This window comes from Psychrosphaera sp. 1_MG-2023 (assembly GCF_030548245.1).
GTDB lineage: Bacteria > Pseudomonadota > Gammaproteobacteria > Enterobacterales > Alteromonadaceae > Psychrosphaera > Psychrosphaera algicola.
On the sequence record NZ_JAUORW010000009.1, the window covers coordinates 58215 to 78319 of the forward strand.

Here is a 20105-nt window from a genome sequence, read left to right on the forward strand (position 1 = left end):
AGTTTACTCCGTTCTTGTAATCGTTATTTTTGCTGTCGGTTGGTCAAACTTATGGGCTTGAGTCAATACTGAGGTAGACAACCCGTCATGCATTGACACAACACCGGGATGCATAGTGACTATGTCAGTATCATCACGTTGCGTATCGAAGCCTGCGCCGCCATCAGCAGGTCCAGGCATAGTGCCTGCACTTTCGCTATTGGCTTCTGTCCCGGCATCATAGGCCCCAACCATTTTGGACCAACTGTCACCAACACCGAGATCTGCCAGCGGTATACTATTAAGACCGGTAAACGCGTCATTTGTATTCACAAGCATTGTTGCAAGTGACAAAAGAGACGTTGTGTTGTCCTCAATGGTGATCGAAACTGTTTCCGATTGACCGGGCATTAAGATACCTGCACCCGCCATAGAAGCCGTTACGACACTTTGGGTAAATAGCTCTGAGTTATCACCAGACTCAGCAAGTTTTTCTAAAGCAACCGATGCACTTTCACCAATCTGCCATAGTTGCCCATCGTCATGTAATACAATCGAGATAGGTGAAAAAGGCTGACTATAAGTTAGGTTGGTAACTGTAATTGAATACGAAACGTCAACAGGAACTGGCATTTCGACAACCATCATATCGTCGTCATCGTCACTGCTACAGGCAGATATCAGCAAGGCGCTTGATACGACTGCCGCCATGCTTATTGATTTTAATAAATTAGGTTTCATGAGGTACTCCTTATTTAACCGTAATTGTCACTTTAGCTACCGGGTTTAACCAACGATGAACTTTGTTGTTCACATCTGACATGCCACCAGCAGCGTCGTCATCACCTAAATTTCCTCGGTGTATATGGACGACTTGAGTCTCTTCCATATCTGTCACGCCCGTGCCACCTGTGCCATTGTTTCCAGAAGGATCTGCGGGAATACCTAAAACACCCGGCATGCCGCCGCCATTGATAATTTCATTATTGGCTTCGGTGCCAGCGTCATAGCCATTTAGATAAACTGTATATGTGCCAGCCGTCGTTGGAATTTCCCAACTATCGAGCCCAACAAAACCATCGTTTGTTGGCAATAACATAGTAACCAAAGATAAATGGGTGTTAGTGGCGGCTGTAGATAACATGGTCATAGTTGAGGTGCCTGGGGCTAATAGACCCGCCGCTGGATTTTCAACAACATCAGCATTGATGCCCATTAACATTGAAGACAAACCTGAAATGTCGCCGCCTTCAGCCATTTTTTGCAGATCTTCACTTGCCGCCATACCTGTTTTATATAAGTACGCATCGGCACCATGTGCTGTAACAAGCAACGGGGTAAAGTGTAAACCGTGAGTTAGATTAGTGACTTTAATGTCGAGTTCGGCCGACAGTGCGTTTTGTGAAAATAAGACGGCGAGTGAAGGAAGTAAAATTCGTTGTAGTTTTTTCATGTTCTTTTCTCTTGTTAGTTTTGACCCTAACAATCATGAATCGAATTTATCCCAAAAGTATCACGACAAAATCACAATTTGATAAAGAAGATGGTGTTTTTTGGTCACAACTCAATATTTATTATGTTGTGAAGTATTGGTTACGTCTTTTAAGGTATTAAGTTCAATACGGTTGATTGGTGACAAGTTTTTCACTCATCACCAATCGTACATGGGTTATTCAAAGGTTTCGTCCCATTCAAAGACTTGTTCGATGCCAACATTAAATACACGAGCGATCCTAAATGCCGTTTCCAAACTTGGGGCATACCGTCGCTGTTCTATCGCGGCAACGGTTTGTCGAGTGACTCCAACGGCTTCGCCAAGTTCTGACTGCGTCATTGAGCGTTTAGACTCTCTTAACTCTTTTACATGGTTTGCCACTGGCAACTGTTTTGCAGCCATTAATAAAGTGCCTTTCGGTAGAATACAATTTTCATAATTTCTTCAGTGAGTTGACTCACAATTAAACTGCCAAGCACCATATAAAATAGCAAGTTGCCACTCGTTGAAAAGATAAACAAAAAGAGTGAAATAAAGATACCTATTGCCAGCACATTTGAGGCAATGCTTTTTGCTTTTGCAAAAAACTGTTGCTCACGTTCATCAACCGTGTCGATTGCTTCGGAGGGCTTTAGCGCGGCAATTATAATATGACCAACTGTTGCTAAAACGGTTAAAACAATAGTGAAAACAATCAGTACAGGAAGGTTTGGTGCGGCTAAACCTTCCGTTCCAGACATTGACACCATGATAAAAAAATAAAGCGCTGAACTTACTAATAAAGATAACGCCATTATCCAAGAGGATTTTTCGTGAAAAGACATTTGAGTTTCCTTTATGTTAAATATATTTGACATGAAAGGTAAGGTATTCTCTTTTTGATGTCAAACATTTTTAACATTAAATGTTAATAATATTTAACACAACCTCATAACTGTTTTGTCATTTTAATAATGAGTTAGGGCTAAACTGAACTGGTATTCCTAGGTTTTTAATATAATAAATACGGCGACTTATCGAAGATTGAGGCAAAAAAGTGGGCTTGAATTAAATGAATAATAACTTTTATTTACCGAATGTTTGTCTGTTCTACCGTTGTGAATAAAAGTAGGGTATAAGACATAAGTTCGCTCATACGCTATGGTTAAAACACCGTTTGCATAGTTTTAAACATTAAATTAAAGAATCTTATTACCTTGAATGATCCAAAAGTTTTATACAACGAAGACATTGCCAATATTAAAAATAGACAACCCATTATGACTTGGGCATTAGCGGTAATATTACTCGGTATCGGGATTTATCTAACAAAGATAAATTTTGTCGATATCGAATGGGTAACTCGCAGTGGTTGCTTGGTAACCCTGCTGGGCGTTTGGTCAAGCATCGGTGGCGTAATTCAAGAACGATTACTTGTCAGCCGATTGAATATCCAACATCGATTGGCGTTGTCTAAAGCAAAATTAAAATTGAGAAAATACAACGCGCCGAAAGAATACATAGACAAAGAGATCTTAAGTATCGAAGATGAATTTGAAGATAAACTGGATTATTTAAAAGACCATGTTCGTTTTCAACTCGGTATTTTAGAGGTCTCGTTATTAATGGCCGGAACTTTTATTTGGGGTTTTGGTGATTTACTTTTCAGGTTTTTGTTGCTGCCTTATATATTTTAAACCGCTAGCGGCAATTTAATTTACTATTTACAGATTAAGAGTGGCCAATGAGTCGAGAACAATGGTGGGGTGATTTTTCATTTAATGAACTTGAGCTAAGAAGCTGGAGTATTGGCGAACGATCGTTTGTGATCCAACGCTTGGTAGACGAGTGGAAAATTTGGAATATTGAAACCCAAACCGAGCTAGATAGTGAAATTGTACTGTCTGACGGCCAACATATCGATTTGGATGGCGATAAAGTCGCAGGCAGATATTTAGAAAAACAAACTGCAACTACTTTGAGGGTAGCCCCTCGGCTTGCTGACAAGTCTGTTGTGACAAGGCCTGCATCACCTGTCACCATCCTTGCTGGTGAAAAGGTTAAACTTTTTGTTACGACACCTATTTGGTTTAGCGTTACCGCGCTATTACAGAAAGAATGTTTAATTGACGTGCCATTTTGGCGTCCATCAGATACTTGGTTTGGTGCGTCGACAATAGACGGTGACATTTGCTACGCAAAATACACATCGGCAAGAACTCGGTTAGAGGATTTAGTCATGCGTTCTCATCGAGCGACGACACCAATTACGGTGAAAAATAACCACAATAAAGCATTTACAATTAATCGACTTAACGTGCCAGTGAACTTCTTAAGTTTATACAGCGACATGGAACATAATCTATGGACGTCAGGTATTTCGATTGAAAGAAATCATGACTCTGCTCATGTGGAAGTGCACATCGAGAGTAGTGATTTGAACGAATCGAGCGAGCATATACAAATTAGCGACCCGCGAAAAGCCTCAGATCAAGGCAAGCTAATTCGTCGTATCAGTAACCTTTTTGGATAACAATTTTATGGATGTTTTTATTGAGTTTGTTGAACAGCTAAAGTCTTCTTATTTCTATACGTTGGTTCAAGCTTTATTGTTGTTGATCGTCGGCTATTTTATTTCCCGAGCGATCAGTTCTGCGGTTACAACTTTTGTGGAAGCTAGGATCACCAAACACGCACTTTTTCTGTTAAAGCGAGTTGTTTTTTATACACTTTTGGCACTGTTTGCTGTTTCGGCATTAAAACATATAGGCATAGATTTAAGTTTATTGATTGGCGCAGCTGGTATCTTGACTGTTGCGATTGGTTTTGCGTCACAGACCTCGGCATCCAACCTTATCAGCGGATTATTCCTGATGATTGAGCGTTCATTCTCAATAGCGGATATTATTAAGGTAGGCGATGTAACTGGGGAAGTCATTTCAATTGATTTACTGTCAGTGAAAATTCGAACCTTTGACAATCTATTTGTCCGAATTCCAAATGAAAATATGATTAAAAGCCCAGTTACGACCCTGACTAAATTTCCTATTAGGCGTGCGGATTTAAAGATTGGTATCGCTTATAAAGAAGACATTGAAACGGTTCGTGACGTATTATTTGGGCTTGCTGAAAAAAATGTCATTTGCCTAGAAGAGCCAGCACCTCTGTTTATATTAACTGGATTTGGCAGTTCTTCAGTTGATATTCAGTTTTCAGTTTGGGCAAAAAGGGAAAACTTTTTAGCCCTTAAAAACACAATGTATCAAGAGATTAAGAAGACCTTTGACGAGCAAGGAATTGAAATTCCATTCCCTCACTTAAGTCTATACGCCGGAAGTGAAACCAAGCCGTTTGATGTTGATGTTAAATCAACACATCCAAGCTCTTCTCAAGAGAATAAATAAGGGGCATACGTTAAATCAATCTCACTATTTATCGCCTGAGTTATTTATAAGGATTGATATAAACTAATCGTTTTAACGTTTGAATGTTTCTGGGCGAAAATGAGATTAAAAACCTGACGGAGGGAAAACCTGGCGCAGGGAAAACCTGACGGAGGGAAAACCTGGCGCAGGGAAAACCTGACGCAGGGAAAACCTGACGCAGGGAAAACCTGGCGCAGGTTAAAAATAGCGCCAAATTTCCATTAACGTCATGTTCAGTGATTAAACAAACACCCTATTTTTAATTTTATCAAAGTTTTCAACGACGATTTGCTGTGCTTTTGGATCGGCATGAACAGTGTGTGCCTCAATTCGTAGGGCTTTTAACAAATATGCAAGTAAACTAGCACGTACCGTAAGAGTTAACTTACCTTCCTCCATGCCGTAATCGTGCTCAATTACCTGTTTTTGATTTGGAGTAAGTCTTGGGTCCGGAACTAGGCTTACGTCTAACTTTGTGTTCCAGTCGGTGTCAAATGCTTCGGTGTGTTCACTTGTTCCGCTTTCAAATTCTGGCGTGTTAAAAAATCGAGTTAATACAAAATCTCGATATCCTTGGTTTTTTTCACAAAACGCTCGAACGTGCCAGCGATTCGCGGCATAAATAATGGAATGGGGCGCGATAACACGGCCATCCGGTTGCGGATCATTTATCGAGCGATAATCAACTTCAATCCTTAAGTTTTGCTGACATGCTTTAACAATTGGCCTTAGGATTTCCGGGCTAATTGCTCGATTTGGCATAGGCAGTTGATGGATGTGCCCAAAGCCTAATTCGAGGCGTTCAAATCTTAAGTTAAGGTCGGAGTTTCGCTCTAATAAATGCAAGTACTCGTCAGCGCTACCTGTTGTTAATACCGCAGTAAATGACGCGCTAGGAGTATAAGCTTTTGCCGATTTGTCGTAGGTTAAATTATTAGGCGCAATGTCCTCACGATACTTTTTTATGTCGTTTGACGCTTGTTGGCGCTTAATGCCGAAATATTTTATCAGATGATTGGTGTTAACTCGCCCCTCCCACATAGCGACAACTTCGATAAGTCTGAGTCGTAATAATAGGTCGTAGCGGTATGGCCAATTAGAGTCTTGCATATTAATCCGTTAATTTGTTTTCCGTTATTTCGTAACTCCATATTAATAATAAATGGAGGGAGAAGTACATCCCTGAAATTAATTAGTTGCGTACATGTACAAAATTAGTACAGGTTTCTCCGTGCAAAGTCGTCACCCGCTATTTTTATTCAGCAATTTTGTAATGCAGTAGTTCAGTTAAGGCGTTTGTTCTGCGTTCTGCATGTGTTGCTTTAGGTCGTAATCAATATGATTGATTTTTGTACGTGTATATATTCCCAGTTATTGCTTGTCGCCATCGGCGACATGTACAGTCTATATCGTCAAAAGATAACAGGGACGATGGCATAGGGAAAATGCATCAAAAGGCTTTTAGTTAAGTACATGGAGAAGCATATGGAGAAGACACGGACATAGGAAAGGATGTTGAACTATGGCAAGGATTCAAAATGGATATGACACGGACTAAAAATGGACATGGAAATCTAATTAAAAGGATAATATGGAAATGATGAAAGTCTTGGATGACAGGGACAGGGATGTTCACTTTTTTAATATATTAACCGTGTCTACTAATAACCGTGCCTTCTAAAACAGTGCCTAGTAATAACGGTTTCCATTGGAAGCGAAGCTCGTTATCATCATGCAAACCAAACTGAGTTTTGTAAATTTGTGGGTTAAAAATAGCACGATATCAAGGCTATAACGTCGCTGAGAAAACCAAAGAAAACCAAAGGTATACAGCTGAATGCACGTTAAAGACAGCTAAAACAAAGTTAAATCAACGTTTCCAATAAAGCCGAAAGCAATCAATAAACCGAAAACAATAAAACCACAATCGACAATCGACAAAAGGGCAACCAATATGAAAATCATTCATACTTCTGACTGGCATTTAGGCCAAGGGTTTATCGGCAAAAGTAGAGAAGCTGAGCATAAAGCATTTTTAAATTGGTTGCTAAATCAAGTCACTGAAAAGCAAATAGACGCAGTGATTGTCGCGGGGGACATCTTTGATACTGGCACTCCGCCGAGTTATGCCAGAACACTTTATAACGAGTTTATCGTGAGCATGCACAAAATAGGTTGCCAGTTGGTTGTGCTGGGCGGAAACCATGACTCAGTTGCAACGTTAAACGAAACTGAATCGTTATTAAGTTGCCTTGGCACTTATGTCATTGGTGGCGTAAAAGCCGATCTTAATGATCAGGTGATCCTACTAAACGATCATACAAAACAGCCGGGGGCCATTTTATGTGGGATCCCTTTTATCAGGCCAAAAGATGTTTTGGATTCAGTTGCTGGGCAAACGGGCAGCGAAAAGCAAAAAGCGCTTATTCAAGCGATGGCGGGGCATTTTATGGCGATTTTCGATATCGCCGAGCAAAAACGAAAACAACTCGGTGGCGAGCTACCCATTATTAGCACGGGTCATTTAACAACCTTAGCCAGTTCTCGGACTGAGTCGGTAAGAGAAATTTACGTAGGCACATTAGAGTCGTTCCCATCCGATAAGTTACCCCCTGCGGGTTACATTGCGCTAGGCCATATTCATAAGCCAATGTCGGTAAGTGGCAAAGAACATATCCGTTATTGTGGTTCACCAATACCGCTAAGTTTCGACGAACTCAACCATAAAAAACAAGTTATTATGGTTGAGTTTGAGGGCGCAAATGTAAAACACATAGAACCGCTTTATATCCCGAGAAGCCAAGCCATGTATCGAATCGAAGGCTCGCTGACCTCAATAGAACATCAGTTACAGAACATTGCTGTAGAGTTGTCATCAACCGACAACACAGCCTGGGTTGAAGTTGAAGTAAGCACGGACGATTACCTTTCTGATCTACAACAAAAAATACTGGATATGTGCAGCGACGCACCAATTGAAATCATCAAAGTAAAACGTAAAAAGGCCACGACTCTGCAACTTAAAAGTGAAAAGCCCAAACAATCGTTAAGTGAGTTAACACCAAAAGACGTATTCCAAAAGCGTTTAGAGCAAGAACAACTAGAACCGGCTGACATTGAGTCACTGACCAGCACATTTGATTCCGTTGTGGCAGAAGTTCTAGCCGGTGAAAAAACAGATGTGGGTAATTCAAATGGAGTGGCGAAATGAAAATTCTATCGATCCGACTACAAAATATAAATTCCCTTAAAGGCCAATGGTTTATCGATTTAACCACACCACAATTTGTGAACAATGGGTTGTTTGCCATTACGGGGTCGACAGGTGCCGGAAAATCAACAATTTACGACGCAATCTGTTTGGCGTTATATCATGAAACCCCACGTATAAAACCGTCACAAAGTGACAATGACTTGATGACTCGAGGTACAGCGGAATGTTTTGCCGAAGTTGAGTTTTATGTGAATAACAATCGTTATCGAGCTAATTGGTCACAACGACGCGCAAAACATAGCCCAGATGGCAACTTACAAGGGCCAAAGGCTGAACTTGCTCTTATCGATGATAAGGGCGAAAAGGTCGTAGAGACGCATTTATCTAAGGTCAGAAAGAGTATTGAAGATATCACACGCCTCGATTTTGCCCGTTTTACTCGTTCCATGATGCTTGCTCAAGGCGGATTTGACGCCTTTTTATCGGCGAAGGAAAATGAACGTGCAACATTATTAGAGCAGTTAACGGGAACGGAGGTTTATCAACAGATCTCGCAAACGGTTTATGAACATCAAAAAGAGCACAAGGCAGCGGTTAAGTCGTTAACTGACAAACTTGAGGTGATTGATTTTATCGAGGAAGAAGAAAAACAGCGTTTAGTCGATGCGTTAAAAACGCAAAACGAACAGGTTCAGCGATTAAAGACGCAACTAAAAAACCATAATGAAGAGCAACAGTGGTTAACCCAAATATCAGATTGTCAGGTTGAGATCAAAACCGCAGAGGCAAGGCAGACTGAGTTTGAAGTCGAAAAAAACCAGGCGTTGCCTGAGTTAGAACAACTGGCAAAAGCAGCACCTGCGCAAAAGATAACCCCGCTTTATGAAAGTTGTCGTAAAGCGCAGTTAGAGCTTGATGAACAAAATACACAACTCGCCAACTTGTGTGTTAAAAAACAACAACTAGCTGAACAGTTAGAGGTGGCTGAAAATCATAACGTTACGGCGAAAAAAGATTATGAAACTCAATTCAACCAGCATAAACAACTCGAAGAACTCATTGACCAAAAAGTCATTCCGCTCGATAAAAAGATAGCGGAGAAACAAACCAATATCACCAATGAGCAAAATCAATTAGCGGATATAGAGGCGTCAATTACGATAATTGAAAAAGACATTGAAGCCACCGAACAGGATATTGAACTTGCGAACAGAAAAGTTAAAGAATTAAGCGCGTTTTTACAAGAAAATGCCCAGGATAGAGCGCTGTCGTCGGTCATTCCAGATTTAAAAACCCAGTTTTTAAATTACGGCCAAATACTCGAAAGCGCAAAATCCACTGATACAAAAGTTGCTGATTTACAATTCCAGCAAGAGCAATTACAACAACAATTAAGCCATGCCAAACAGGCTCAAAAAATTGAGTTGGATGAAATTGCCAAACAAGAGCGTCAAATTAGTGATACTAGTGCTAAATTAGATACCGCCTTAAACGGGCAGTCTGAGCAGCAATGGGCACTTGTTTATGAAAAAGTAAATGAGCAGGCCACTTTGGCGGTTTCCATAGAAAATGATGCGCAGCAGCACGATAACTTGAGCCAAAAACGTGAAACTTTAGAATTGCAAAGTAAGCAATTGCAGGAGTCTATCGCTGGGTTAAACGAGTTAAAAGCACAGTGTTTAACCAAACAAGAAAATCAAAAACTCATATTGTCGCAACTCAATAAACGGCAATTACTGGTGGCTGATATTGAAAGCTTAGATGAGGTTCGGACTCGATTAATTGAAGGCGAGCCTTGCCCACTTTGCGGCGCTGAAGAACACCCGTTTGCAACACAAAACATCGACACCAAAAGCAGTCAGCTTGAAATAGAAATCCACGGCGCTGAAATTGTACTTGAGGATTATCGCAAAGACGAAGCGGCTTTAACGAGCAAAATCGTTGCCGATACGACCATTATTGAACAAAATAATAAAACCGTTACGGCGATTAATACTGAGCTTTTGGTGATTGAAAGCCGTTGGGCTGAGAGCAATAAACATATTGCTCAGGATTTATCGATTACCGATAAAAGCCATGTTGATCAATGGTTAGCCTCTATTAAAGCAGAGAAGCAAAATCTTAAATTAAAGTCAGAGAATATTGCCGAAATTAAAAGGCAATTGATGGCCGAGAAAGAAGCGCTTTTAACAAGCAATAAAGCAATAGAATTAAACAATCAACAGGTTGCCAAACTTAATCAAGATATTGCTCATATTGAGTTACGGATCAATGAAGGTCACCAACTTCTTGAGACTATCTCTGCAAACCGACAAAAAGCAGAAATAGCGTTAACGACGCAGTTAACAAGTATCGGTCGACATATGCCAGCAACAACGGCGTATACGACCTTTATGGCTGAGTTGGAAAAGGCAAATGAGCGGTTTATTGCATTTGACCGCGAGCTTGGTCAATTGGCTCAAAACGTTGAACTAAAAACGGAAAAACTACTGAGCGACAAAAACCAAATTGCCAAACACCACAGTTCAAAATCGCAATTAGAAAAGCGGATTAAACAAAGACTTGATGAACTGCAAACTGAACTGGATAAACGCGCTGAGTTATTTGCCGACAAACAAGTTAATCTTGAGCGTCAACAATCAAATACGACCCTGTTTGAGTTGTTAGAAATTCAACGAAACACTGAGCAGTTTTTATCAAAAATAAAAGAGCAAGTGTCTGGAATTTCTGGTGAAATTGAATCAAAAACCAGCACGATTAAATATACTGAAAGTGAGCTTAATGACGCAAATGTGTTATTAAACCAAGCTATCGAACAAAGCCCATATTCAACCATTGATGACTATCTCGTTTGCCGAGTGACCACAGATGAATTTGAACAGTTACTTGCCTTAAAGGAACGTTTAACAACTCAGCAAACGCAAATCACTGAAGCACTTAGCAATGCCAAAAATAAACTGAGTACGTTAACCGCTCTTGATAAAACGCAATTGACGGTTAGTGAATTAGACGTATTAATTACCACGTTATCGGCCGAACTTGAAGAAAAACAAAGAGCAACCGGCTCTATTGAACAAAAGTTAGAAACTGATAAAAAACAACGTGAACGTCACCAACTCGTGATTGAAGAAATTGAAATAAAGGCCAAAGAACTGAGTCATTGGGATCAACTCAACAGTTTAATTGGATCGTCTGATGGTGCTAAATTTAAAAAGTTTGCGCAGGGTTTAACGTTAGGGCATTTAGTGCATTTGGCAAATCACCATCTGTCGTCACTCGACGGACGGTACTTGCTCAAGCGTCACGAAAAAGACAACTTAGGTTTGACAATTGTAGACTCTTGGCAAGCGGACGAAGAGCGAGATATCAGAACACTGTCAGGTGGCGAGAGTTTCTTGGTCAGTCTCGCTTTGGCCCTTGGCTTATCAGACTTAGTCAGTGACAAAACCAGCATTGAATCTCTGTTCTTGGACGAAGGTTTTGGCACACTCGACCCAGATACATTAGATGTTGCCCTAAATGCGCTTGATAACCTACAAGCTGGTGGCCGCATGGTAGGTGTTATATCCCACGTCGCTGCGCTTAAAGAGCGCATACCAACCCAAATCAAAGTCATCAAAGCGGCTGGCATCGGTTACAGCAAACTCGAGAGCGAATATGCGGTGGAGGGAGCATAAAGCAATGGCGATGTAAGAATAAAATAAAGGCAAAGCATTGTCTGCATTACAATAGCGGCTGCTCTGTTATTTGGTTAGACACTGCAGTTTACCGGTATTCAAGGTTTGAAATGTAAACTGTTGAGGCTTTGTTGGCGCGTCTTCGTGTTGCTTATTCGTATTTACCCACCCTAAATTCTTGGATATTGATTTGGTGTTTATGTAGCTTTCGATACAAAGTTCTGACACTGACCTCCAAGTTATCAGCAATGGTTTTTGGGTCGTTTCCATATTGATTGAGTAGATTGATTATGTGAGTTTTTTCATTTTCTTTCAGGTTGTTAGGTTGTTTTTTAACGTTTAGCAGTGCGCTGATCTTTTGGGGCAAATGTTCGATACCGATAAGTTCATCATCACTTAATAGAGCACTTCTATGCACAATGTTTTTCAACTCTCGGACATTACCAGGGTAGTGATAACAAGAAAGTGCATTTAATGCTTCGGCTGTAAATGTTTTTGATGAAAATTCACTTTTTAATAACAGGTGTTCTGCTAATAGCCCAATATCAGACTTCCTTTCTTTTAAAGTGGGTAAGCGAATAGGGAAAGCATCAATTCGATAGTATAGATCTTCCCTAAACTCGCCTTGTTCGACCATTTTTTCTATATTTTTATGGCTTGCACAAATCAATCTAAAATTTGCTTTTTGTTTTTCAACACTGCCGACTCGTCGGTAGTAACCTGTTTCAAGTAAACGTAATAATTTCACTTGAAGATTAAGTGGAATATCGCCAATTTCATCTAAAAATAAGGTACCTCCATTAGCCATGCATACCAACCCTTTTTTGCCGCTAATCGCGCCTGTAAATGCGCCTTTTTCATGGCCAAATAATTCGGATTCAAATAGTGCTTCGCTCAGTCCAGTGCATTCGACTTCAATAAACGGTCTATTTGCTCGGGTACTGGCTTGATGTATTGATAGTGCCGCGAGCTCTTTACCGGTTCCTGTTTCACCTTGTAGCAATACACTTATATCGCTATGAGCACTGCGGGAGATCATTTTTAGAAGTCGTTGAAATGGTTCACTTTTACCTATTAATTTACGGTCACTACTGTAACTGCTAGCAAAATCTATTTTTTCAAGTATTTCTAAAAATCCAATAATTACCTCATCGTTATCCTTTACTGGCTTCATCAGAATATTGCAATAAGCATCACCGGAATCTGTTTTATGAATGTGAAGTGCAGAATTGTTTTTATTGGTTTCTTTACATGCAGATAAAGGGCACGACTCGCCATTTTGATCACAAGGTTTAGGTGAATTGTGTGAGACCTCATGACATTTACTTTTCCCTAACAAAACGGGACGTGAATAAGTGTCTCGATAAGCTTGGTTTACCGCTTCAATTGCATAATTCGGAGTGATGAAAATTGCAGGCTTTTCAATCGATTCGATAATAGCTTGGATTGTTTGATGAACCATTTACACGTCGCTTATTAGTTTTTGTCAAAAATGACATTGATGCATGACATTAAATGACATTTATGTCACAAGTGAAAGTGTTTTTTGATATTTTTATTATTTTATTGTTTTAATTTAGACACTTAAGTTTTTTTCTGTGTTGGCATTGTCATTGCTATATTTACAACAAAGAACGTTGTAACTACGTAACTGTTTAACTACTTTTAAAGTATGAAAGGCTTTTTAATGAATTGATAAAAAGTAAAGTGGCCAACAGAACTTACCTGACTAGTCGTTAAATTTGGAACAATCTAGTTCACCGCAAATACTTATCACTTACAAAGTAATCACGAGAGCAATTAACATGATAAATGAAACTTTAGTAGAACTATCTCGGTGGCAGTTTGCTGTTACTGCGTTATTCCATTTTTTGTTTGTTCCTTTGACACTCGGCTTAACGTGGATTTTATTTATCATGGAGTCCGTTTATGTCATGACGGGCCGTGAAATTTACCGCGATATGACCAAGTTTTGGGGCAAATTATTTGGAATAAACTTTGCCATTGGTGTCGCAACCGGCCTTACCATGGAGTTCGAATTTGGCACTAACTGGTCTTATTATTCGCATTACGTGGGGGATGTTTTTGGTGCGCCGTTAGCTATCGAAGGGTTGATGGCATTTTTCCTAGAATCAACCTTTGTCGGTATGTTCTTTTTAGGGTGGGATCGATTGAGCAAACGACAACATTTGATGGGCACATTCTTAATGGCATTAGGAACGAACCTTTCAGCTTTGTGGATACTTATTGCCAACGGCTGGATGCAAAATCCAGTAGGAAGTGAATTTAATTACATGACAATGAGAATGGAGTTAGTCAGTTTTAGCGAGATTATTTTTAACCCGGTTGCACAGGTTAAGTTTATCCATACCGTCGCAGGCGGTTATGTAGCTGGTTCCATGTTTGTATTGAGTATCAGTAGTTATTATCTGCTTAAAGGAAGAGATATTGCTTTTGCTAAGCGCTCATTTTCTGTAGGGGCTGGTTTTGGTTTAGCTGCCATTTTTTCTGTCATTCTTCTTGGTGACGAATCGGGCTATGAAACTGGTGAGGTTCAAAAAGTCAAACTTGCTGCAATTGAAGCTGAGTATCACACCGAGCCTGCGCCTGCCGCGTTCACTTTAATAGGATTGCCAGATGATGAAGCCATGGAAACCCATTATGCGGTAAAAATCCCATACGCGCTGGGAATAATCGCAACTCGATCTTTAGATGAAGAGGTAATTGGTTTACGTGATTTACAAAAGGCGCATGAACCAAGAATTCGTAACGGTATGATCGCCTATGAATATCTAACCAAATTAAGAAATGGTGAAGAAACTCCTGAAAACCTTGCTCGGTTTAATGAAACTAAACACGACCTTGGCTATGGCTTGTTACTTAAGCGCTATACCGACAATGTTGTTGATGCGACAGAGGCACAAATTAAATTGGCTGTTAAAGATTCGACTCCCCCAGTTGCGCCCGTTTTCTGGGCTTTCAGAATTATGGTTGGTGCCGGAGTTGTCATGTTAATTCTATTTATATTGGCCTTTTACTTTAACGCTCGTCGTGAAATTGAAAGTAAGCGATGGTTATTAAAATCATTGTTTGTCGCTTTGCCATTACCATGGATTGCGATAGAAACCGGTTGGTTTGTTGCTGAATTTGGTCGTCAACCTTGGGCCATCAGTGAAGTGTTACCGACCTTTTTATCAACGTCTAATTTAGCAGTTGGAGATGTGCTGTTTTCTCTCATTGCGTTTATCGTTGTTTATACCATTTTGTTTATTATTGAGATGTACTTAATGATTAAGTTTGCTCGACTTGGTCCAAGCTCACTTCATACCGGACGTTATCATTTTGAACAAACACCAGAGTTAGCTTCTGGTCTTCGCAGCCAGAATTATTAAGGGGCAAAATATGTTTGATTATGAAACATTAAAATTTATTTGGTGGGGTCTAATTGGTTTCCTTTTTATCGGTTTTGCAGTTACCGATGGTATGGACATGGGAGTCGGCGGTTTGCTTCCTTTTGTCGCTAAAAAGGATGTTGAAAGTCGCGTTGTTATCAATACGGTAGGTGCGCATTGGGATGGTAACCAGGTTTGGCTGATCACCGCTGGCGCGTCTCTTTTTGCAGCATGGCCCTTGGTATACGCCACGGCATTTAGTGGCTTTTACTTTGCAATGATGTTGACTTTATTTAGTTTGTTTTTAAGGCCTTTAGCATTTGATTATCGAAGTAAAATCGAGTCTGAAAAATGGCGAACTAACTGGGACAAAGCACTATTTGTTGGCTCTATGGTCCCACCGTTAGTGTTTGGCGTCGCATTTGGTAATTTACTACAAGGCGTACCTTTTGGTTTCGATTCGTTAATGCGTGTTACATACACAGGTTCATTTTTTGCTTTATTCACCCCTTTTACATTGCTAACGGGTGTGGTCAGCGTATGTATGATGTTGATGCACGGCTCAACATGGCTTGTATTAAGAACAGATGCCGATGTTGCGCAGCGTTCGGCAAATATTGGCCGAGTAGTGGCAGTGGTTTTAGCGATCACTTTTGCACTTGCTGGTGTGATGGTTTGGCAAAGTATTGATGGTTATTCTGTTATTAGTAATATCGATAAGATGGGTCAAGCGCAACCTACTATTAAAGAAGTTAGCACTGGTTCAGGTGTTTGGTTAGCAAACTTTATACAAACCCCATTATTATGGTTAGTGCCATTGCTAGGTATTTTCATGCCGTTAGTTGTCGCAATGTTGTTGGGGATCAAAAACAAAAGTGGCTCTGTAAAAACCGCGTCTTTACTCGCGAGTGCGTTGTCAATTGCGAGCATTATTTTAACCGCGGGTATTTCAATGTTTCCATTTGTAATGCCATCGAGTAGCCAGCCGAATCACAGCTTGCTTATGTGGGATACCGTTTCAAGTGAAGGCACATTGGGATTAATGCTAATGGTCGTGGCGGTCTTTACGCCAATTATTATCGGTTATACATTTTGGTGTTACAAAAAAATGTGGCGTACGGTAACTATTGAAGAAATTGAGCAGAATAGCCACTCAGCATATTAGCTGTATCGATATACTTTTACGCAAAATTAGAGGAATAAATCATGTGGTATTTTAGTTGGATTTTGGGCGTTTTACTTGCCGTTTCTTTAGGCATAATTAATGTTATGTGGTACGAAATGGAGCAACATATAGACAATGTTGCCGATGATCAAAACAACAACCCCAAATAATACAATTTGCTTTTAGTGATGAGATATATGAGCCAGAGTTCGGTTTTAATGAAATAAAATGAGTGATATGAAACAAAAAATTGAACTACAAAAGAACGACGTTAATAGCTGGCTCAAATCTCAAAAAGTACACGACGGAGGGAGAATAAGCCGAGCCGTTGCCTTAGGGGCATTAAACGGTTTGTTAATGATCGTGCAAACCGCAATATTGGCTTATTTAATTGATATCTCAATATTTTCAATTGAAGGAGATGAGACATTTACCTTGCCTCAGATCTGTGGTGCGCTCATTTTTATTATAATTATTCGTGCTGCATTGGGCTACTTTAGTGAATGTTATAGTCGCCAAGGTGCGATGTCTATTAAAGCAAATATTCGGGCTCGATTGTTACAGCGTCTTTTTCAACTTGGACCGACTTATACACAAACCAAAGGTAGTGCAAAACTAGCGACATTACTAAATAGAGGGATTGATTCACTAGAAGATTATTTTGCCGGTTATTTACCTGTTATTGCCTACTGTGCTGTCATTCCACTAGCGATCCTTGTTGCTGTATTTCCTATTGATTGGCAATCAGGTTTAATCTTGTTACTGACCGCACCTATGGTACCGTTTTTTATGATCCTTATCGGTCATAAAGCGCAGCGTTTAAATCAGCAACATTGGGCAAAATTGCAACGCATGAGTAGCCATTTTCTTGATATTATTCAGGGGTTAACGCAACTAAAGATATTCAATGCTTCTCGCAGGGAAATTGACGCGGTAAAAAAAATTAGTGATGACTATGGCGATGAAACCATGGGCATACTCAAAATCGCATTTCTCTCTTCATTTGTCTTGGAATTCCTTGCGTCAATTTCGATAGCGCTTGTCGCAGTTGTCTTAGGATTTCGATTGTATTACGGCGACGTTGATTATGTGCTTGCCTTATGGGTGTTATTGCTTGCCCCAGAATTTTATCTACCTTTTAGACAGCTCGGCACGCAGTATCATTCGAAAATGGCCGGCGTAACCGCAGCTGAAGATCTTGTAGAGTTACTTAACGAACCAGCAGTTGAAAAAAGTGACTCAGTGTTGTTTTGTCCGCCTTTTGACATTCAGATAATCGATGCCAATTTTGCTTACACAAAGCGGAATAACGCATTAACAAACATTAATACGGTTTTTGCTTCTCAAGGTTTGTATGCGGTGATTGGCGATAGTGGCTCAGGAAAATCAACGTTAATAGACATGATTTTAGGCTTTATTCAACCAAGTTCAGGGCAGATAATTATTAATAATATTCCCCTGTCATTGGCAAACCGCGATAGTTGGTTACAGCACTGTGGTTGGATTTCGCAACAGGCAGATGTGTTTCATGGTTCATTAGCCTTTAATGTCGCATTGTCTGAGGTTTATCAAGTAGAACAGATCCATAACGCACTTGGAAAAGCAGGGCTCGGGGCATTTTTGACGACTTTGGAAAATGGCATCGATACACAATTCGGTGAAGCGGGGGCAGGGTTATCTGGTGGACAAATTCAACGGTTAGCTTTGGCGCGTGTTTTTTATCACCAGCCGGAAGTGTTAATACTGGATGAGCCAACCAGTAACCTTGATCAACAAACTGAACAAATAATTACCGAATCAATACATGACTATGCTCAAGAGCACCTTGTCATTGTTATTGCCCATCGTCTGCATACCATCATTCGTGCTAAGAATATTATTGTTCTTGACCAAGGCAAGGTTATTGAAACTGGTACGCATCAACAGTTAGTCGAGCTTAATAGTTATTACGCAAGGCAGATAAGATAATGAAAGTCTTTTTCCGCTTAATAACCCTGCTCAAACCTCAACTTCCTTTAATGTTGGTAGGGGCGTTCTTATCTGTTATTACAGTATTGGCAAACATTAGTTTGCTCGCCATCTCGGGTTGGTTTATTACTTTAATGGCCATAGCGGGAATAACCGGAGGGAGTGTGAACTACTTCACTCCAGCGGCCGTTATTCGATTTTTGGCAATTGTAAGGACCGCTGGCCGTTACGCGGAACGAATGTTAACGCACCGTGCAACTTTTAACGCATTGGCCCATATGCGCCATTATTTTTATCAGCAACTTGAACCATTATTACCTTATTACCAAATTGATTTGCGTTCTGGCGATCTATTGGCTCGTTTACAACAGGATATCGACAATCTAGATAACTTCTATCTTCGAGTATTATTGCCTATATTTGTCGCATTAATTTCAGTACCAATTGTCTATTTTGCGTTGTTGCAATTTTCAACGCAAATTGCCTGGCTTATGTTGACGGCATTGTTAGTTGTCGCAATTGTTTTGCCGCTCTTGAGTTATTTTGCGTCGGTGACCTTATCTCTACAAAAAACACTATTGGAAGGCAAACTTACTGAAAGCCTAGTGAATGGTGTTGGGGCAATTAGAACATTATTAGTTTACCAAGTTGACAAAAGTTACCAGGAGACAATTGTAAGTCTTACCGAGCAGTATTATGGGATCAGACTTAAGTTAATAAAAATTAACGCGGGCTTAAATTCACTTACTTTTCTATTAATCCACCTATCAGCGTTGTTTTGCTTGCTTATTTTAATACCAAAGTTGGCAACCGGTGAAATCGACAGCAAATCGCTGGTAGCAATTATTTTGCTTGCCTTGGTTAGTTTTGAAACCGTAAGTAATTTGCCACTTGCATTACAAACACTGCCCCAAAGTTTGGCTAGCGCTGATAGGCTTTTTTCAATCGTAGATAAAGAAAAACCAATTATGGTGGGTGAAAAGAATGTGCAAAGAGGGGATATTCAATTTGATGCCCTAACTTTCTCTTATCCTGAACAGGTCAAGCCGTGCTTAAGGGATATTAATTTGTCTATTAAACAAGGGGAAAAAGTCGCTATTGTTGGCGCTAGTGGTTCAGGAAAGTCGACGTTAGTCAGTTTGTTGATGGGATTTTGGCCAATAGGGAGAGTAGAGAATGTTAACTCGAGTGCTTCGTCTACAGGTTTAATTTCGGCAGAAACTAACGGTTCGATTTCAATAGCGGGTGTTGCGTTAAGTGAAATTAAGCTTGAGTCATTGCGACAACATGTTGCTTTAATGAAGCAACACGGACATATTTTTGATGCAAGTATTTCTGACAATTTACGGTTAGCTAAACCAGATGCAACCGAAGATGAAATGCGCAGAGTGTGTCAGGATGTCAATTTACTTGAGTTTTTCGATAGTCTTCCTGATGGGCTTAATACTTGGTTAGGTTCTACAGGGACAGGTTTATCGGGGGGACAAGCGCAACGACTGCAACTGGCGCAACTACAATTGAGGGCCGCCGAGGTATTAGTATTAGATGAACCAACCAAAGGGCTAGACCGCAGCAACGAAGAGCTTGTTATGAATAACTTATTGACTCACGTAGAGCAGTGTCAACAAAGCTTGATTTTGGTCACTCATAAGCCCTTTGCGTTAAAAAGAATGGATAAAATTGTTGTCATGGAGCATGGCAATATTATCGCTGAAGGCAACCATAATGAGCTAATCAGCAGCAATAAATATTACCAAACTTTACTCACTTACTTTTAAACCAAGTGGTATAAAGTCTATGCGCTTTATTTC

At 40.1% G+C, this 20105-nt stretch carries 16 protein-coding genes; 10 read left to right on the forward strand and 6 right to left on the reverse strand.

Translation table 11 applies throughout. The features are described from left to right. Nucleotides 1-3: 3 nt before the first annotated feature. The 4 genes from Q4575_RS10195 to Q4575_RS10210 form a co-directional block, all read right to left on the reverse strand. Complete coding sequence (locus Q4575_RS10195) at nucleotides 4-720, reverse strand: spondin domain-containing protein (RefSeq protein ID WP_215963734.1); 717 nt, start codon at nucleotides 718-720, stop codon at nucleotides 4-6. 10 nt (nucleotides 721-730) lie between these two features. Next, on the reverse strand, nucleotides 731-1432 hold the full coding sequence (locus Q4575_RS10200; protein WP_215963733.1) for a spondin domain-containing protein: 702 nt from the start codon (nucleotides 1430-1432) through the stop codon (nucleotides 731-733). Between the two features lie 216 nt (nucleotides 1433-1648). Further along, nucleotides 1649-1876, reverse strand: a complete 228-nt coding sequence (locus Q4575_RS10205) for a helix-turn-helix transcriptional regulator (RefSeq protein ID WP_272180175.1) — start codon at nucleotides 1874-1876, stop codon at nucleotides 1649-1651. Continuing rightward, nucleotides 1876-2298, reverse strand: a complete 423-nt coding sequence (locus Q4575_RS10210; protein ID WP_303522803.1) for a hypothetical protein — start codon at nucleotides 2296-2298, stop codon at nucleotides 1876-1878. The genes Q4575_RS10205 and Q4575_RS10210 overlap by 1 nt, the downstream gene beginning before the upstream one ends. A 372-nt stretch (nucleotides 2299-2670) precedes the next feature. Between Q4575_RS10210 and Q4575_RS10215 the strand changes: the two genes are divergently transcribed. Genes Q4575_RS10215 through Q4575_RS10225 form a run of 3 tightly spaced genes read left to right on the forward strand, consistent with a single transcriptional unit; the run spans nucleotide 2671 to nucleotide 4857 of the window. After that, complete coding sequence (locus Q4575_RS10215; RefSeq protein ID WP_272180173.1) at nucleotides 2671-3150, forward strand: hypothetical protein; 480 nt, start codon at nucleotides 2671-2673, stop codon at nucleotides 3148-3150. A gap of 47 nt (nucleotides 3151-3197) precedes the next feature. Beyond that, nucleotides 3198-3986: a hypothetical protein gene (locus Q4575_RS10220; protein ID WP_215963718.1), complete on the forward strand. Its 789-nt coding sequence runs from the start codon at nucleotides 3198-3200 to the stop codon at nucleotides 3984-3986. Nucleotides 3987-3993: 7 nt separating this feature from the next. Next, complete coding sequence (locus Q4575_RS10225; RefSeq protein WP_303522806.1) at nucleotides 3994-4857, forward strand: mechanosensitive ion channel family protein; 864 nt, start codon at nucleotides 3994-3996, stop codon at nucleotides 4855-4857. 261 nt (nucleotides 4858-5118) lie between these two features. On the opposite strand, the gene Q4575_RS10230 is transcribed toward Q4575_RS10225, so the two are convergent. Then, on the reverse strand, nucleotides 5119-5988 hold the full coding sequence (locus Q4575_RS10230; protein ID WP_303522808.1) for a WYL domain-containing protein: 870 nt from the start codon (nucleotides 5986-5988) through the stop codon (nucleotides 5119-5121). Nucleotides 5989-6832: 844 nt separating this feature from the next. Here Q4575_RS10230 and sbcD point away from each other — a divergent pair. Both sbcD and Q4575_RS10240 read left to right on the forward strand, forming a co-directional pair. Next, complete coding sequence (gene sbcD / locus Q4575_RS10235) at nucleotides 6833-8089, forward strand: exonuclease subunit SbcD (protein ID WP_303522809.1); 1257 nt, start codon at nucleotides 6833-6835, stop codon at nucleotides 8087-8089. Next, nucleotides 8086-11769 (forward strand): AAA family ATPase, encoded by a 3684-nt coding sequence (locus tag Q4575_RS10240; protein WP_303522811.1) that lies wholly within the window; start codon nucleotides 8086-8088, stop codon nucleotides 11767-11769. Before sbcD ends, Q4575_RS10240 begins: the two co-directional genes overlap by 4 nt. Before the next feature lie 151 nt (nucleotides 11770-11920). Here the strand turns inward: Q4575_RS10240 and Q4575_RS10245 are convergent, their stop codons facing one another. Further along, the gene (locus tag Q4575_RS10245) at nucleotides 11921-13231 is read right to left on the reverse strand and encodes a sigma-54-dependent Fis family transcriptional regulator (RefSeq protein WP_303522813.1); all 1311 of its coding nucleotides are present in this window, start codon (nucleotides 13229-13231) and stop codon (nucleotides 11921-11923) included. A 343-nt stretch (nucleotides 13232-13574) separates the two neighbouring features. Between Q4575_RS10245 and Q4575_RS10250 the strand changes: the two genes are divergently transcribed. Genes Q4575_RS10250 through cydC form a run of 5 tightly spaced genes read left to right on the forward strand, consistent with a single transcriptional unit; the run spans nucleotide 13575 to nucleotide 20072 of the window. After that, nucleotides 13575-15161, forward strand: a complete 1587-nt coding sequence (locus Q4575_RS10250) for a cytochrome ubiquinol oxidase subunit I (protein WP_303522815.1) — start codon at nucleotides 13575-13577, stop codon at nucleotides 15159-15161. A gap of 10 nt (nucleotides 15162-15171) precedes the next feature. Further along, nucleotides 15172-16326 (forward strand): cytochrome d ubiquinol oxidase subunit II, encoded by a 1155-nt coding sequence (gene cydB, locus Q4575_RS10255; protein ID WP_303522817.1) that lies wholly within the window; start codon nucleotides 15172-15174, stop codon nucleotides 16324-16326. 41 nt (nucleotides 16327-16367) lie between these two features. Then, nucleotides 16368-16496, forward strand: a complete 129-nt coding sequence (gene cydX / locus Q4575_RS10260; protein ID WP_215963710.1) for a cytochrome bd-I oxidase subunit CydX — start codon at nucleotides 16368-16370, stop codon at nucleotides 16494-16496. A 58-nt stretch (nucleotides 16497-16554) separates the two neighbouring features. Continuing rightward, nucleotides 16555-18294: a thiol reductant ABC exporter subunit CydD gene (cydD, locus tag Q4575_RS10265; protein WP_303522820.1), complete on the forward strand. Its 1740-nt coding sequence runs from the start codon at nucleotides 16555-16557 to the stop codon at nucleotides 18292-18294. Next, on the forward strand, nucleotides 18294-20072 hold the full coding sequence (gene cydC, locus Q4575_RS10270; RefSeq protein ID WP_303522822.1) for a thiol reductant ABC exporter subunit CydC: 1779 nt from the start codon (nucleotides 18294-18296) through the stop codon (nucleotides 20070-20072). The genes cydD and cydC overlap by 1 nt, the downstream gene beginning before the upstream one ends. Nucleotides 20073-20105: the final 33 nt, after the last annotated feature.